Raw genomic sequence first — 17,128 nt, forward strand, 5'->3', positions numbered from 1 at the left:
AGTATTTTTAATTAATAAATATGTTGACCGAGAGGCTTTAAGTTAATTTATTCATTTTTCAAATATCTCTATTTGCATTTTCAATAGCTTGTTCTACTTTTTTATAATCAGTAAGTAAGATAGAATACTCTTCATCTGGTGTGCCTAAGCCTTCAGTTACGAATTCCATTCCTCCTTTATACTTGCTTCTGAACGAACCATGAAATTCGGTTAAGCCTGTGGCCTCTACCAATTCTGAAATATTATTTTCTGTAATACCTGAGCCCGGCATAATAATAATGCGACCACCGGCTTTTTTGATGAGTTGCTTAATTATTTCTTTACCTTCTAAAGCTGTCTTTTTACCGCCGGAAGTGAGGATTCTGTCGCAGCCTAAATCGATGATATCTTCGAGCGATTGGAATAAATCTGCACAACGGTCGAATGCTCGGTGAAAGGTAACGCTCATCCTGTACTTTCTTGCGATTTCTATTAATTCCGCATTCCTGTTTTTGTCGATGGAACCGTCAGCATTTAACATACCGATAACTACTCCGTCACATTTTGATAAACCACAATGATGCACATCTCTTTTCATTATTTCGAACTCAAGATCATTGTACAGAAAGTCTCCACCACGTGGTCTTATTATCACATTCAACTGTATATCAATGTATTGTCTTGATAATTCTATTTGAGATAGGGCAGGTGTTGTACCTCCTTCAGCCAAATTATCGCATAATTCGACTCTTACGGCTCCTCCTCGTTGGGCTTCTATCGATGACTGCACCGAATTTGAACAAATTTCTAATGTTACCATGTGATTTTATTTTATAAGTGGACGACAAATATAGTGAATACAAAGTTATTACTTTATCCAATCGGATAGTACTGCTCTCATTACATTAATTATTTTTATGCGTAGAGAGGTACTATCTATTCTAAAAAAGATAAGTTTTTATGTATATTTGCACTGTTTAGAAATATAAAATTTTATATCAAGATGAAAATAGCACTTATTGGGTACGGAAAGATGGGTCACGAGATCGAGAAAATTGCGATCGAAAGAGGTCATACAATTGTTTCGATAATAGATATGGGTAATATAGCAGACTTCGATTCTCCTGCTTTCAAAAGTGCGGATGTAGCGATCGAATTTTCTACGCCTGATACAGCTGTAGATAATTATAGAAAATGTTTTGCGGCTAATGTTCCTGTAGTAGCAGGTACGACAGGCTGGCTCGAGCATCTTGATGAAATGAAGAAAGCTTGTTCAGAAGATGGGAAAACTTTTTTCTATGCGTCGAATTACAGTTTGGGCGTAAATATATTTTTTGCTGTGAATAAATATCTGGCTAAAATAATGAACCGATATCCTGATTATGATGTTAGAATGGAGGAAACGCATCACATTCATAAGCTGGATGCACCTAGTGGCACTGCTATTACTTTGGCTGAAGGAATAATCGAAAACTTCGATAGAAAAGACAGATGGAATCTTGAGGTGGAAGAAAAACCAACGGATATATCTATTCATTGTATGAGAGAGGGTGAAGTTCCTGGTATACATACCGTTATATATGAATCGGAGGCTGATGTAATAACTATTGAGCACGATTCTAAAAACCGTAAGGGGCTTGCTTTGGGAGCAGTTTTAGCAGCCGAATTTACAAATGGTAAGAAAGGATTTCTTGGTATGAAAGATATGTTTAATTTCTAAAATATTAGATATCTTAATATTATATTGTTAATCAGATGTATAGCGTTAATATATTCTTTACTTAATATAAAATATGGAAAATAAACTGCCTAATAAAGACGAAAAAAGAGATAAGCAGAAACCGGGTATGCGACAATGGGTATATGGTATTCTGGCAAGCGTACTTTGTATACTATTTGTTATCTGGACGAGCTATTATATTGTACTACTTCTGATACCGGTTTTTATCGATATTTACATTACTAAATTTATCCCTTGGGCTAGTTGGAAGAATGTGAAGAATCCGAGGTTACGAAGCATACTTGAGTGGGTAGATGCTATTGTATTCGCTTTGGTAGGTGTTTATTTTATCAATACTTTCTTTTTTCAAAACTATCAGATTCCCTCTTCATCACTGGAGAAATCGTTGTTAGTTGGAGATTTTCTTTGTGTAAGTAAACTAAGCTACGGATCGCGCTCTCCGATGACTCCGTTTTCTTTACCTTTGATGCAGCATACAATCCCTTTCTTCGATGTTAAATCTTACTTGGAAAAACCTCAGGTCGATTATCAACGTTTTTCGGGAGGTAGGGCTATAGAGCATGACGATATTGTAGTGTTCAACTACCCGTCGGGTGATACTGTTGCTTTGAACAGGCAGAACGAAGATTATTATACGATCTGTAAGGAAGAAGGCCGTGCTAATATTTGGGCTAATAAAGCAAAGAATGGAAATATCGTTTATCGTCCTATAGACAGACGCGAAAACTATGTGAAACGCGCTATTGGCCTTCCGGGAGAAACATTCGAATTGCGTAATGATACAGTATTTATCGATGGCAAAGTACAAAAAGAGCCTGAAAATATGCAGTTATTGTATTGTGTGCAAACTGATGGAACAATGATTGCACCGAGTATTTTTGAAGAGCTTGTTATCAGTGACGAAGATAAGGCGATGATTGGTGTTGAAGATATCAGCAAACTAGATAGTGCGTACGCTGCTCAGTTAGGATTGAAAAGAGAGAAAGGTAATGCCGGACTTCTTTATTCAAATGTTCCTTTGACAAAAGAAATGATCAAGCAGCTTGAAAGCCGCTCATTTGTATGGTCTATAGTGAAACGTAACGAATATCTTAAGCGTAGAGGTGCTATCGAAGGACATATATATACTCAGCCACCATTATATCCTGTATCGTATGACCGGGATATCGAATATGGAGACTACCCTTCGATATGGATTCCTAAACGCGGCGAAACCATCAAGTTCGACAAAGATGTAGATTACAAAGTTGCGCTTTATGAACGTTGTATCAAAAATTACGAGCTTAATGATTTTGACTATCGCGATGGAAAAGTATATATCAATGGTCAGCAAGCCGATTCTTATACTTTCAAGTTCGATTATTATTTCATGATGGGTGATAATCGAGATAAATCGGCAGATTCACGTATGTGGGGATTTGTTCCTGAAGATCATATTGTGGGTAAACCCTTATTTATCTGGCTTTCATTAGATAAAGATAAAGGTTGGTTTAGTGGTAAGATACGTTGGAGCAGGCTATTCACATCGGGAAATAAGAAATAATGTCTTCTAATAAGAAAAAGAACATACTCATCTATTTGAGCAAAGCAATATTGATTGCTTTGCTCATTGTTTTTGTGGTACGTTCTTTTATTGTTGAGTCATACACTATCTCATCGACTCAAATGGAGACTGCCCTATTGAAAGGAGACGAAGTTCTGGTCAATAAAACAGCTTATGGCATACGCCTTCCTATGACCATTTTTAGCGTTCCTTTTGTATTCGACGATCTGTTTGGCCTAAAATCTTATTCAACAGCGCTAGAGGCTCCATACTGCCGAATTTTCGATACTTATCTTAAGCCCAATGATATCATTCTATTTAATAATCCGTTGGAATCGGAAAAACCGATCGATAAGCGAGCATTATTAGTTAGTCGTTGTGTGGCTCTGCCGGGCGATACGTTGGAAATGAAAAATGGAGTATTGTTTATTAACAACATGAGCTATATTCTTTCGCCCGATGTCGTGAATGAGTATATATTCAATATTTCGATTCAGAAAGATATAGAAGAGGTCTTACAAGAGCAGAATATTTCTATCCGTAATTATAAATTGTCGGGTGATACTGCCTCGATTGAATTAAATAAGTATGAAGCATTCATTGTCAATCAGAATTTACGTGACTCTCTCAATATAGCTGTTTCGGGTGTTCATTACAACGAGAGCTATAAAATGGCTGTTCCGGCTAAGGGCATGGAAATAGATTTAACAGCATTCAATCTGTCCGCATATAAACAAACTATATTGCAGGAGCAGGGTAGCAAGGCCCGTTTCAACAATGATAAACTGATTATTGATGGTAAAGAACAGGCGCGCTACATATTCGAGGATGATTATTATTGGATGTTATCTGACAATAGCTCACATTCAATAGATTCCCGTTCACTCGGGTTTATTCCTTTTAGTCATGTAATAGGCGAAGTAACTTATGTATGGTATCATTCCGATAATGCGAATATATCGGAAGACCGCCGTTTTTCGGCAGTTAAATAATGAATCGATAATGGACATTTACTTATCATCAGCCTATCTGGCTCCGGTGCAATATTATGCTAAGTTTGTAAATAGCAACCGCATTTTTATCGAGCAAAACGATAATTATGTAAAACAAACTTATCGTAATCGCTGCATCATTATGGCAGCAAACGGACCTATGCCATTGTCTGTACCTGTGGTACATTCCTCTCTCGATAAGATAGCAATGAAAGATATTCGAATCGCCGAGCATGGGAATTGGCAGCATATACATTGGAATGCAATAATCTCGGCGTATAATTCGACTCCATTCTTCGAATATTATCAGGATGATTTTTATCCGTTTTATCATAAAAAATATTCATTTCTATTCGATTTTAACGAAGAATTACGAATAATGATTCTTAAATTACTGAATATAGATTCTCCTATAGTAGCTTATACAAGTGAGTATAAAATGGATTTTGCTGCAAGTGAGATAGACTTGCGTGAAGTAATTCACCCTAAGAAAGATTGGAAGATTGTAGATTCGGCTTTCAAGCCGGAGCCTTATTATCAGGTATTTGATCAGAAGTTTGGCTTTAAGGACAATATGAGTATTATTGACTTGTTGTTTAATATGGGCAATGAGAGTTTAATTGTATTGAATAAATCAGACAGATGTACAGAGAGTTAACCTATTTTATAGGCTATACAGTTTATTTGTATATAAAACATTGTATTTTTGCGTAAATTAAAATCAGCGAATGAAACATTCTGTGAAAAAATATGCAAGTTTATTGATCGTGTCGGGCCTATTAGCCGGATTAGTAACTGCATGTGCCAATATGGCTTCACCATCAGGTGGTGCATACGATTTCGATCCGCCTAAAGTGGTAAGAACATCACCGGCTATCAATGCTATTAATGTAAAAGATGGGAAAGTTGTTATTGAGTTTGACGAGAATGTCGTTTTAGTAAAACCATCAGAGAAAATTATTATAACTCCTCCGCAAAAAGCATTTCCTATTATTCAGGCAGTGAACAGGAGAGTCAGTGTGACCCTGAAGGATACATTGACGGAGAATACAACTTATACAATTGATTTTACAGATGCCATCACGGATAATAATGAAGGCAATGCATTCGAGAATTTTTCATTTTCATTCTCGACGGGCGATTATGTAGATACACTGGCTGTTTCGGGTAAGGTACTTACCGCTGATAATCTAGAACCGGTGAAAGGTATGTATGTCGGTCTGCACTCTAATTTGTCAGATACAGCATTTACTCATACAAAGTTTTTACGTATATCGCGTACCAATGATTTTGGATTATTCACTATACGGGGTGTTGCTCCCGGTACTTATAATATATATGCTTTAGATGATGCCAATAGAGATTATATGTATGATAATCCGGGCGAAGCTATTGCATTTATGGATGCTACTTTAGAGCCTTCTGTCACTCGTGATACCCGTACAGATACGACTTCGTTTGTAATCGGAGATCATGAGATCGATTCCATAAAAACAATAGAATACACGCGTTTTTTACCGGATGATATTGTTTTAAGATCATTTAATTCGGGTTTTAAACGTCAGTATTTGCAAAAATATGAGCGCACAGCAAAGCACATAGCTCTGTATTTTGGAGCACCAACTCCTATGCCGAAGATAGAGTTCTTGAATTTTGATGCGGATAACGATTGGGCAATCCTTGAAAAAACGGCAGCTAACGATACACTGATTTATTGGTTGAAAGATCCTAAAATGACGGCTATTGATACACTTTCGGCTAAAATTTTCTATATGAAGACCGATTCATTAAATCAGTCTGTTCCGACAACCGATACGTTGAAACTTATAGATAGAACCCGCCCTAAAGAGAAGAAAAAAGATAATAAGAAAAAAGAAGAAGAGGAAGAAATTCCTATCACATTTATCGATTTGAAGAGTGATGCTGCATCTTCGTGGGATGTTTATAAGAATATAACATTTGAATTTAATGAACCTATTATCGGTAAATTGGAAGATAAAATAAAATTTGAGCATCTTGTAGATACTACATTTGTTGTTTCGGATTTCCAAATATTGGAAGATTCCCTCAATCCGCGGAAATTCACATTAAAACGTAAATGGGAATATGGGCACGAGTATCGGATTTCGATCGATTCAGCCTCTATTCACAGTATTTATGGGATATGGAACAATAAGTACGAGCAGAAACTTAAAATAAAAGATGCCGACCAATATGGCAGTCTAGCCATAACTCTTCATGGATTACAGGATAGTGTACCGGCTTTTGTTCAGCTCCTCGACAAATCGGATAGACCTGTACGTCAGGCTCGGGTTATAGATAATATAGCTGTGTTTAAGAACCTCACTCCGGATAAGTATTATGCACGTGTTGTTATTGATACTAATGGCAACGGCAAATGGGATACAGGTGATTATTTCAAAAACTTACAGCCTGAGATGGTTTATTATTTTGATAAATATTGGGATGTGAAGGCTAACTGGGAAGTAGAAGAAGACTGGACGATAAATGATCTTCCGTTGGATAAACAAAAACCGTTAGAAATAACGAAGAACAAGCCGCAGGAGAAAGCTTCGAAACAAAAAGAAATGGAGCAAAAAGATCAAAAAGCCCAGCAGCAGCGTCAAAGGGCGAATAGCACGAATAATACACAGAATACGCAAACGGGAGTGAATAGGAACAGGTAGATTTTATTTACTATAAATGTTGACTAATTATGATAAAAAAAACGATAAAAGTAATATTTACGCTATTTATACTCTTTAGTAGTATACAAGCAAATGGACAATGTAAGATCGAAAATAAATACTTCCAGGCAGGGGAAGATCTGAATTATGATCTTTATTTCAAGTATGGGATTATTTATACGAAAGCAGGGAAATCTTCTTTGAGGACTGTCTCCGAAAAGTATAATGGCAAGGATGCATATAAAATGTCTTTATTGGCCGAATCTACTGGCGCAGCGAAATCTGTTTTCACTCTGAATGATACGTTATCATCCTACATGACGAAAGATCTGATTCCTCTGGCTTTCACCAAAGATGCGCATGAAGGTAAGGAATACACAAAAGAAAACATTACTTATACGTATGGCAAGGGAGGTAATGTAACGATCCGTACCAAGCGTGTGAAAAATGGAGAGCCACGTTTTGACGAAACTCTATCTAGTCCCAATTGTGTGTACGATATGATTAGTGTAGTCTTTTATGCACGTACGCTTGACTATTCGAAGATGAAACAAGGGGACGAGGCTGCTGTTGAATTTATGGCAGGGAAAAAGAAGGTTTATATGGTTATTGAGCATCAGGGAACAGAAATAATAAAGGGAAATGATGATAAGAAGTATGATTGCATCAAGTTGGTGCTGAGCATGAGTAATGGTAACAAGCTGGCTTTCGAGGATAAGGAAGAGGCAATGAGGGTATACATTACGAACGATAATAACAGAATGCCTGTAAGATTGGATTCGAAATTGAAAGTCGGTTCTACCCGGGCAATATTAAAAAGCTATTCGGGAAACAGGCATGCAGTAAATACGAAGTAAGTAAGGTTACAGAATACACGCATAATAAAAAAGAGCAGGGTGAAAATCCTGCTCTTTTTTATTATTTAAACTTCAAATATGTCCAGATAGGGTAGTGGTCGGAGTATCCGACTTTGCCTACCGCAGAATTGTATGACTCTATACCCATAGAATGCATTATATAGTCTATTCTAAACCAGAATTTGTTCTCATTGTAGGTTATACCTTGCCCTAGTCCGGTGTGGGCAAAAGAGTCGATTAAATCGCCTTTAATCGTGTGGTAGGCATAAGATATAGGAGTGTCATTGAAATCTCCGCAAACAATGGTTGCATCGGTTTCCTGCTTATCCATATAGGTACGTATAATATTTGCCTGCTTTTCTCTGATAAGATAGGCCACACCAAGTCTATTCTTAATATTTCGGGTTATTTCGTCAAGCATGTCTTTGTCTTTCGATCTGAAAAACTTACTGTATAATTTCTTATCCTCGGCTGTTATTCGATTAGATTCCAGATGATTATTGACAAGGGTAACCATTCTTCCCTTTATCTTTATCTCGTGTATGGCCGACCCGTTATATGTGCTTTCGATAGGAAGTTGTGCCGATTTCTCTATTGGGAATTTCGAATAGCAAGCAATTCCATATTTATAAGAACTATGTGCATTGCCGAGTCTTATGATAGAATGATATGGATAGTCTTTCATTATTTTGTTGAATTCAGCCTCCGATATAATCCCATTTTTTGTTTTCTTCTGTGCTACCACAAATTCTTGTAAACAAATAATGTCGGCATTACTGCTTGTAATATAATCGAATATAGGGTTATTTCGTGCACTATCACCGGTTATCCAATTGAAGCCTCGAACATTGTATGAAAGAACCTTAAAACTACTTTCGGGTATTTCCTTTGTTTTAGAATTAACAGGGAAGTAGGTCGATATGGAATCCCAGCAGAATAATAAAGCAATGAGTTGTACCAATGCCAACTTCCAACGAAGTAGCACGCTCCATAAAATAAGGTAAGAAACATTGAGTGCTAAAATAAAAGGAAATCCGAGTCCGAGATATGCTATAAAGGTAACCTTAGAGGGTAGCACTGTCCAAGCAAGAGTGGACAGAATTAATAAGAGTATGGCTAAGATATTAGTCGTGAATATTGTATATCTCAGATACTTCCTTATTACTTCTTTATTAAATTTATTTTTTGCTGGCATCGAATAATCGTTTTTTCTCGTCTTTATTTAAACTGCTATATCCTGACGATTTTATTTTGTCCAAAATATGATCTATTTCTTCCGATTGACTCTTGCGGCGTTGATTATAATTGTAGTCTTCTTCACGAGCTTTGAACTTTACTTTCATTTTTTTAGGAGAGCGTTTTTTGAATAGATTGGCAATCGAATCTATAATACGGCTTATCCAACGGGTAATATCTTTTCCTTTCAGATACTGTTTAGCAAATATATAGCCTAAAATAGCTCCTCCGATATGCGCAACGTGCCCTCCCGGATTCGATTCGTCGCCAAGCAATACGAAATCTATAATCAATATAAAGATAGCGATATATACTATTTTTATTCGCCCAAACAGAAGTAAGCCTACTTCTAGGTTTGGCTTATAGAAAGCTGCTGCGAATATAATGGCTGTAACCGAAGCCGATGCACCTATCATAAATGGATGATTCATCCCTATATAATAAGGGATTGTATTGAATGCTATCATATAAAGTGCAGCTCCTGCTAATCCGCCTAGTATGTAAAGACTTCCCAGGTTCTTGGCATTGAAATAAGTCAGAAATATCTGTCCGAAAGAGAATAGTAATAACATATTAAACAGAATATGCCAAAGTCCTTCGTGTACAAACATATAGGTCAATATAGTCCACGGATGACTTAGAAGCATTCCAGTATCAGACGATACTGCTATGTATTCGAATAATGAGATACTATCGATCTGAAATAGTTTAGTAATCAGATTAACACATGTAAGCACGAGGAATATGAATATATTGATAACTATCAATTGTATCAATATATCTTTTTGCTTGAATCTCAATTTTATGCTATCAATAAAAACGCCCATCTACTTTTGCTTTTTTTCTCCAATACAATAATATAAGAAGTCCGGCTATCAACCCACCTAAGTGGGCAAAGTGTGCCACATTATCTCCCGATCTGTTCGCTACACCAAGTCCCAGTTCTATGAGTCCGTATCCTATTACAAAATATTTTGCTTTGATAGGGAAAGGGAATGGGATAATAAATAATTCGGCATTGGGGAATAACATTCCAAAGGCTAATAGTATTCCAAATACTGCACCGGATGCACCAACTGTCGAGGTATTGATGAGCTTATTTAGACTGGCCATTGCTGGATCTGTATAGTTTTTGCCTATTTCCAAAGCACTTGCACCATTAGCATAAACTTCTGCAATCATTTCGCTCGAAAGTCCCGATTCGATAAAATGAGCTCTCAGGTAGATAACAAATAATTGCGAAAGTCCGGCAAAAATACCTGTCAGCATGTAATAGGTGAAAAACTTTTTAGGCCCCCAAACTGTTTCTAATGTACGACCGAACATAAAGACAGCAAACATATTAAACAGGACATGCGAAAAGTCTGTAGGACTGTGCATGAACATGTAAGTAATAATTTGGTGGGGCATGAAATGGTCGGATGTGACATAATGCAATCCGAGGTATTCAGTTATATCAATACTATTCTTTAATAGTAAGAATTGTGCTAGCCACAAAAGTGCATTAATGATAATGAGATTTCGAGTAACAACGGGTATCGAACTCAAGAATCCGGAGCTGTTTTGATTCATATATTTCTTTGAATTGCTTTGAATGCTACAAAATTAGGTATATTTTTCGTTTTCTTACGCAATAAAGAGTTTGTTTTACATATTTTCTGATTTTCAGTTAGTTTTTCTATTTTTTTTTTACGATTATTAAATAAAACACTTATATTTGAATCCTAGAACTAGATCTAGTTTAGATTAAGAACAAAAAAGTATTTAGTTATATATAATGTTTAATTAATTTCATTCCGTTTAATTATGAACAAGACAGAACTTATAAATGCGATCGCTGACAAATCAGGATTAAGCAAAGTGGATTCTAAGAAAGCTTTAGAAGCTTTTATTGAATCAGTAACAGAAGAAGTAAAAAAAGGTGGTAAAATCGCGCTAGTTGGATTTGGTACATTCTCTGTAACAGAAAAAGCTGCAAGAAAAGGTATCAATCCAAGAACTAAGGAAGTTATTAACATTCCTGCAAAGAAAACAGTTAAGTTTAAAGCTGGCTCTGATTTGGCTGCGCTATAATTTAGCATATAAGACTCAAAAGAGGCAGGAAAGATTTTTATCTTTTCTGCTTTTCTTTTTTATTCCGATCTATTTTTATTTTAAGTATGAAGAACTTATAGGTTCTTTTTTATAATTTTGCGGACTCAAAATATAACTATCAAATAATCTACTAACGAGATATGAAGATTGAAAACAATTTGCAGGCGGTAGTCATCAAGGCTATAGACACGCTTTATGGGCAAACCGTTTCGGCAGACCAAGTACAATTACAGAAAACGAAGAAAGAATTTGAAGGGCATCTTACTCTTGTTGTTTTTCCTTTTTTGAAAATGTCAAAAAAAGGACCTGAACAAACTGCACAGGAAATAGGAGAGTGGCTTGTTGCCAATGCAAGCGAGATTGCATCTTTCAATGTAATAAAAGGGTTCCTTAACCTGACTGTTACAACTGCTTGTTGGATCGACTTGCTTAATGATATAAATTCTACTGTTAATTATGGTATTAAGGCTGTTACTGCCGATGCACCGTTGGTAATGATAGAATATTCTTCACCAAATACGAATAAGCCTTTGCATTTGGGGCATGTGCGTAATAACCTCTTAGGATTTTCATTAGCTGAGGTTCTGACTGCCAATGGTTTCAATGTGGTGAAAACTAATATTGTGAACGATAGGGGTATTCATATCTGTAAATCGATGCTTGCCTGGAAGAAGTGGGGAAATGGAGAAACTCCAGAATCTACCGGTAAAAAGGGCGATCATTTGGTAGGCGATTATTACGTATTATTCGATAAACACTATAAGGCAGAACTTGCAGAGCTGAAAGCTAAAGGCTTATCGGAAAAAGAAGCTGAAGCGAAATCTATGTTGATGGAAGAAGCTCGTGAGATGCTTCGTTCGTGGGAGGCTGGAGATATTGATACCGTTGGTTTATGGGAAACGATGAACTCGTGGGTATATGCAGGTTTTGACGAAACATATAAAAAATTAGGAGTCGATTTTGATAAGATATATTACGAATCGCAAACCTATCTTGAAGGTAAAGATACTGTATTGGATGGCTTGAAAAAAGGTGTCTTTTATCAAAAAGAGGACGGATCGGTTTGGGCTGACCTTACTTCCGATGGACTGGATCAAAAACTGCTATTACGTGGTGATGGGACATCCGTTTATATGACTCAGGATATTGGGACAGCTAAACTGCGTTTCGATGATTATCCTATCAAGAAGATGGTATATGTAGTAGGAAATGAGCAGAATTATCACTTCCAGGTTCTATCTATTTTACTTGATAAGTTGGGATTTGAGTTTGGAAAAGGTCTTATCCATTTCTCTTACGGTATGGTTGAATTGCCCGAAGGTAAAATGAAATCGCGCGAAGGTACGGTTGTTGATGCAGACGATTTAGTTGATGAAATGGTTAGTACTGCTAAAGAAACCTCAAAGGAACTCGGTAAACTGGATGGATGTACCGAAGAAGAAGCGGACAATATATCTCGTATAGTGGGTCTAGGAGCTTTGAAATATTTTATATTGAAAGTTGATCCTAAGAAGAATATGACCTTCAATCCGAAAGAATCAATCGATTTCAACGGGAATACAGGGCCATTTATCCAATATACACATGCACGTATTAAATCGGTATTACGTAAGGCGGAAGAGCAAGGTATAACTATTCCTCAAGCGCTACCTATGGATATTGCACTTACAACAAAAGAAGAAAGCTTAGTTCAATTGCTTGCTGATTTTGCTGTTGTCGTAAAACAAGCAGGCGATGAGCATAATCCTGCTTTGATCGCTAATTACATATACGATCTGGTAAAAGAATATAACCAGTTTTATCATGATTACTCTATATTGAAAGAAGAGAATACAGATTTAAAAGCTTTCAGATTGATACTTTCTGATAATGTATCGAGAATCATTAAAAAAGGTATGTCTCTACTTGGTATAGAAGTGCCGGATAGAATGTAAATTCTTATACAATTATAATTTGAACAGCCATTGAGACAATCAGTGGCTGTTTTTGTTTGTGCTAAGTAAATCACTACATATAGTGATTGTTCAGATTTTCAGAAAAGAGTTCCTTTACAGATGTAATTAAAAAACATCAATAAATCCTATTATTCTGAAAATGAAGAAATCTATACTTCCCTTATTAATTCTTTTCTCTTTTACTGTAGCTCATGCGAATGACCACTTGAGAAAAGATACATTATACACAGAATTAAAAAACGATATTGTAATTCTGTCATCAGTTAAAGAAACTAATAGTCTAAAATCATTACCGGCAGCTGTATCCGTTTTCTCTCCGAAAAATCTGGAAGCTTTGCAAGTTCATTCACTGAAAGACTTAAGTTCATTTGTTCCTAACTATTTTGTTGCCGATTATGGTTCCCGTATGACTGCCCCCGTTTATATCAGAGGAATTGGCGCACGTTCGGGTGCTCAGACTGTAAGTATGTATGTCGATAATATTGCATATTTTAATACCACATCTTTCGATATCGAATTATTTGATATCCAACGTATCGAAGTGTTGAGGGGTACGCAAGGCACACTTTATGGGCGTAATGCTATGGGTGGTATACTGAACGTGTATACACTATCTCCCCTTAGTTATGAGGGTACAATGCTGAGAGTAGGTGGCGGTAGTTATGGACAACTATCTGCTCATGTATCTAATTACAAGCGTTTGAATAATGATATGGGTATTTCTGTATCAGGTTACTATAAGCAAGACAACGGCTTCTTCAAGAATCTTTATACCGGAAATAAAGTAGATGATATAAAGAATGGCGGAGGTCGTGCCAAATTTGTATGGAATATAACCCCAAGATTATTAGCAAATTATTCACTAAGCCTCGACTTTGTTGATCAAGGAGCTTTCCCTTATGAAGATGTAGACACTCGTGAAATAAATTATAATTCGGAAGGATATTATAAAAGAAATCTAATAACCAATGGTTTGTCGCTAAAATACTCAGGGATTGGCTATGAAGTTAACTCAACAACAGGTTATCAATTTCTGAAAGATGAGATGAATATGGATCAAGATTATACTCCTCTGTCTATATTCCAGATCAATCAACGTCAGAATCAAAATTCATGGAGTCAAGAAATAACGATAAAATCGAATAATCAGTCAAAATATCAGTGGTCGAATGGGGTTTACGGTTTCCATGATAATCTGCGCACGACACCACCTGTGTATATGATGGAAGATGGTATACGAATGATTTTACAGTCGCAAATGGATGCTTTGAAAATTCAATTTCCTAATATGCCGGCTATTACATTTACAGACTCGCAAATAGATTTAAAAGGCGTTTACAAGAGCCCGACCTATGGTGCGGCCGTTTTTCATCAATCTACATTTAACGATTTGGGTGTAAAAGGGCTCTCTATGACTTTGGGGCTTCGTCTCGATTATGAAAAAACGAAACTTGATTACAATGCAAGTACTAAAGCTAATTTTACTGTAGGAAATTATCCGGGTTCATTTCCAGCGGATACAGCGATTATTGGTAATGTATCCGACGATTTTCTTGAATTATTACCAAAAGCTCTCTTGAAATATCAGATTAACCCGCAATCGTTTATATATGCATCCGCTTCTCGTGGTTACAAAACAGGAGGACATAATATCCAGATATTCGCAGACTTGCTGCAAGAAGCTTTAGAGGCAAAAATGATGAGTTATATACCCGGTATGGGTGGAAGACCTAATGATGAACCGTCATTAGAAGATCGTATTTCTTTTAAACCCGAATATAGCTGGAACTATGAATTGGGCGGACAAATAGACATTATAGATAATACCCTTTCTACCAATTTTGCCGCTTACTATATTGATGTACAGAATGTGCAAATCACCAAATTCATAAGAAGTGGTGGCGGTCGTATGGTTGCCAACGCAGGAGAGGCAACAAGCAAAGGTTTTGAGTTGGGATTGAAGGCCCGCCCTTGCGATGGTTTCTATTTATATGCTAATTATGGCTTCTCGGATGCTCGTTTCAAAGATTATGAAAATGGAGCGGGGGAAGACTTTTCTAATAATTATATTCCATTTGCCCCACGTTCTACATTTAGTGTAGGAGGGACTATTACTCGAAATGTAAAAAATAGTTCATTGCTAGACAGAGTAACGCTTGATTCTAACTTCGCTGGTATCGGTCGTATTTATTGGAATGAGGCGAACGATATGTCGCAAGGTTTTTATGGAACATTGGATGCACGCGTTGCTTTTGAGAAAAATATTTTGACTCTTGAATTCTGGGGAAAGAACCTTTTGGATCGCGATTATCACACATTTTTGTTTGAGTCGATGAATAATTTTTTCGGACAGAGAGGTAAACCGATGCGATGGGGAGCATCTTTGAAAATAAAGTTGTAATTTTGTCGCTTAAAGTCAATACCTTTTAGGCAAATGAATTATAAGAAAATAATACTTAAACCGAAGAAAGAAGAATCCTTGTTACGTTTTCATCCATGGATCTTCTCAGGTGCGGTACAACGAAAAGACGATAATCTGACCGAAGGTGAGGTTGTCGCTGTATATACGAATAGCAATGAATTCATTGCGGTAGGTCATTATCAGATAGGAAGTATCGAGGTACGTGTTCTGTCTTTCGAAGAAGAGAAGATAGATTCCAGATTCTGGCAAAAACGTTTATCCGCTGCCCTTGAGTTGCGTAAATCTATCGGTTTGATTTCACCAACAAACAACTCGTATCGTCTTATTCATGGTGAAGGGGATAGTCTTCCGGGATTAATTGTCGATGTATATGCCGGAACGGCTGTTATTCAGTCACATTCGGTAGGTATGCACGAATCACGTATGGCTATTTGCGATGCTATGCGGGAGGTGATGGGCGATAGTCTGCAAAATATATATTATAAGTCGGAAACTACATTGCCGTTTAAAGCTGATTTAGGAGCCGAAAATGGCTATTTATTCGGTGGAACTAATGTAGAGGAGGTCGCAGAAGAAAATGGTCTTAAATTCTATCCTGATTGGGTGAAAGGGCAAAAGACCGGATTTTTTGTCGATCAACGCGACAATCGTTCATTGTTAGAGAAATATGCGACTGGTCGTTCGGTTCTCAATATGTTTTGCTATACCGGTGGGTTTTCATTCTATGCCTTGCGAGGTGATGCAAAGCTTGTACACTCGGTGGATAGTTCGTCGAAAGCGATTATGCTGACTGATAAAAATGTAGAACTTAATTTCCCCGGAGATAAACGCCATGAGGCGTTTGCTGAAGATGCATTCAAGTATCTGGCAAATATAAATAAGGGCGATTATGATCTGATTATACTTGATCCTCCTGCTTTTGCAAAACACCGTGGAGCGATAAGAAACGCACTACAAGGTTATAAGCGACTGAATGCCGTGGCTTTTGATAAGGTTGCAAAAGGTGGAATCGTATTTACTTTCTCTTGTTCGCAGGTGATAAGCAAGGATGCTTTCCGTTTAGCAGTATTTAGTGCAGCAGCGCAATCGGGTAGGAGTGTACGTATTCTTCACCAGTTGACTCAGCCGGCAGATCATCCTATTAATATATATCATCCCGAAGGAGAGTATCTGAAAGGATTGGTATTGTATGTGGAGTAAGGGTTAGGAATATAATATTCGCCGATAAAATATAAAATCTCGCAACAAGGTTATTTGTTGCGAGATTTGTTTTTCTATACTCTATTTAGTTTAGCAGATAATATGCGGCTTTACCCATAATATAGCTAAGGCAAATAAGCGCAATGCACGCCCATGATATAACGTTCAATAATGCGCAATCTTTTTTTGTAAATGATAAATTCATAAGGCTATAATTTTTTAGTATAGTTGTATCTATTTCTATTTTTAAAATGAATAGCCTATGGTTCTTCCAATATTACAGGCTATCTCCCCTAGTATGTATAATATGTAAATAGATATCGTTGTGTAAATTATTGCAGTAGTAGCAAGATTTTTTTTAACTGTTATCATATCAATCTTTATTTAGTGTTCTCAATTTTTTTTTTTCTGCTTTTGCGGCA

14 protein-coding genes are annotated in these 17,128 nt (G+C 36.7%); 10 read left to right on the forward strand and 4 right to left on the reverse strand.

What is annotated here, in order from left to right; genetic code table 11:
- Window positions 1-58: 58 nt before the first annotated feature.
- Window positions 59-799, reverse strand: coding sequence for a copper homeostasis protein CutC (locus G7Y56_RS12595; protein ID WP_165043960.1), 741 nt, complete (start codon window positions 797-799; stop codon window positions 59-61).
- Between the two features lie 183 nt (window positions 800-982).
- On the opposite strand from G7Y56_RS12595, the gene dapB reads away from it, so the two are divergent.
- The 6 genes from dapB (at window position 983) to G7Y56_RS12625 (ending at window position 7,799) form a co-directional block, all read left to right on the forward strand.
- The gene (gene dapB, locus G7Y56_RS12600; protein ID WP_165043962.1) at window positions 983-1,699 is read left to right on the forward strand and encodes a 4-hydroxy-tetrahydrodipicolinate reductase; all 717 of its coding nucleotides are present in this window, start codon (window positions 983-985) and stop codon (window positions 1,697-1,699) included.
- A gap of 73 nt (window positions 1,700-1,772) precedes the next feature.
- Window positions 1,773-3,263, forward strand: coding sequence for a S26 family signal peptidase (locus G7Y56_RS12605; RefSeq protein ID WP_165043965.1), 1,491 nt, complete (start codon window positions 1,773-1,775; stop codon window positions 3,261-3,263).
- Window positions 3,263-4,255 carry a signal peptidase I gene (gene lepB, locus G7Y56_RS12610; protein WP_165043967.1) on the forward strand — a complete coding sequence of 331 codons (993 nt, stop codon included), beginning with the start codon at window positions 3,263-3,265 and terminating at the stop codon, window positions 4,253-4,255. The genes G7Y56_RS12605 and lepB overlap by 1 nt, the downstream gene beginning before the upstream one ends.
- Window positions 4,256-4,265: 10 nt before the next feature.
- A complete protein-coding gene (locus tag G7Y56_RS12615) occupies window positions 4,266-4,913 on the forward strand; it encodes a WbqC family protein (RefSeq protein ID WP_165043969.1) in 648 nt (215 codons plus the stop codon).
- 70 nt (window positions 4,914-4,983) lie between these two features.
- The gene (locus tag G7Y56_RS12620) at window positions 4,984-6,942 is read left to right on the forward strand and encodes an Ig-like domain-containing protein (RefSeq protein WP_165043971.1); all 1,959 of its coding nucleotides are present in this window, start codon (window positions 4,984-4,986) and stop codon (window positions 6,940-6,942) included.
- Between the two features lie 29 nt (window positions 6,943-6,971).
- Window positions 6,972-7,799 carry a DUF3108 domain-containing protein gene (locus G7Y56_RS12625; protein ID WP_165021165.1) on the forward strand — a complete coding sequence of 276 codons (828 nt, stop codon included), beginning with the start codon at window positions 6,972-6,974 and terminating at the stop codon, window positions 7,797-7,799.
- A 61-nt stretch (window positions 7,800-7,860) separates the two neighbouring features.
- On the opposite strand, the gene G7Y56_RS12630 is transcribed toward G7Y56_RS12625, so the two are convergent.
- Genes G7Y56_RS12630 through G7Y56_RS12640 form a run of 3 tightly spaced genes read right to left on the reverse strand, consistent with a single transcriptional unit; the run spans window position 7,861 to window position 10,607 of the window.
- Window positions 7,861-8,994 (reverse strand): endonuclease/exonuclease/phosphatase family protein, encoded by a 1,134-nt coding sequence (locus G7Y56_RS12630; RefSeq protein ID WP_165043973.1) that lies wholly within the window; start codon window positions 8,992-8,994, stop codon window positions 7,861-7,863.
- Window positions 8,978-9,862, reverse strand: coding sequence for a rhomboid family intramembrane serine protease (locus tag G7Y56_RS12635; RefSeq protein WP_165021167.1), 885 nt, complete (start codon window positions 9,860-9,862; stop codon window positions 8,978-8,980). Before G7Y56_RS12635 ends, G7Y56_RS12630 begins: the two co-directional genes overlap by 17 nt.
- The gene (locus G7Y56_RS12640) at window positions 9,846-10,607 is read right to left on the reverse strand and encodes a rhomboid family intramembrane serine protease (protein WP_165021168.1); all 762 of its coding nucleotides are present in this window, start codon (window positions 10,605-10,607) and stop codon (window positions 9,846-9,848) included. The genes G7Y56_RS12635 and G7Y56_RS12640 overlap by 17 nt, the downstream gene beginning before the upstream one ends.
- 234 nt (window positions 10,608-10,841) lie before the next feature.
- Here G7Y56_RS12640 and G7Y56_RS12645 point away from each other — a divergent pair, with 234 nt between their 5' ends.
- From G7Y56_RS12645 to G7Y56_RS12660, 4 genes are all read left to right on the forward strand, one after another.
- Entirely contained in the window at window positions 10,842-11,108 is a 267-nt protein-coding gene (locus G7Y56_RS12645) for an HU family DNA-binding protein (RefSeq protein ID WP_165021169.1), read from the forward strand.
- A gap of 161 nt (window positions 11,109-11,269) precedes the next feature.
- Complete coding sequence (gene argS, locus G7Y56_RS12650) at window positions 11,270-13,063, forward strand: arginine--tRNA ligase (protein ID WP_165043975.1); 1,794 nt, start codon at window positions 11,270-11,272, stop codon at window positions 13,061-13,063.
- A gap of 160 nt (window positions 13,064-13,223) precedes the next feature.
- Entirely contained in the window at window positions 13,224-15,485 is a 2,262-nt protein-coding gene (locus tag G7Y56_RS12655) for a TonB-dependent receptor (protein ID WP_165043977.1), read from the forward strand.
- 33 nt (window positions 15,486-15,518) lie between these two features.
- Window positions 15,519-16,706, forward strand: a complete 1,188-nt coding sequence (locus G7Y56_RS12660; protein WP_165043979.1) for a class I SAM-dependent rRNA methyltransferase — start codon at window positions 15,519-15,521, stop codon at window positions 16,704-16,706.
- Window positions 16,707-17,128 lie beyond the last annotated feature (422 nt).

The sequence above is a fragment of the Dysgonomonas sp. ZJ709 genome, from assembly GCF_011039195.1.
In the GTDB taxonomy this organism is placed as follows: Bacteria; Bacteroidota; Bacteroidia; order Bacteroidales; family Dysgonomonadaceae; genus Dysgonomonas.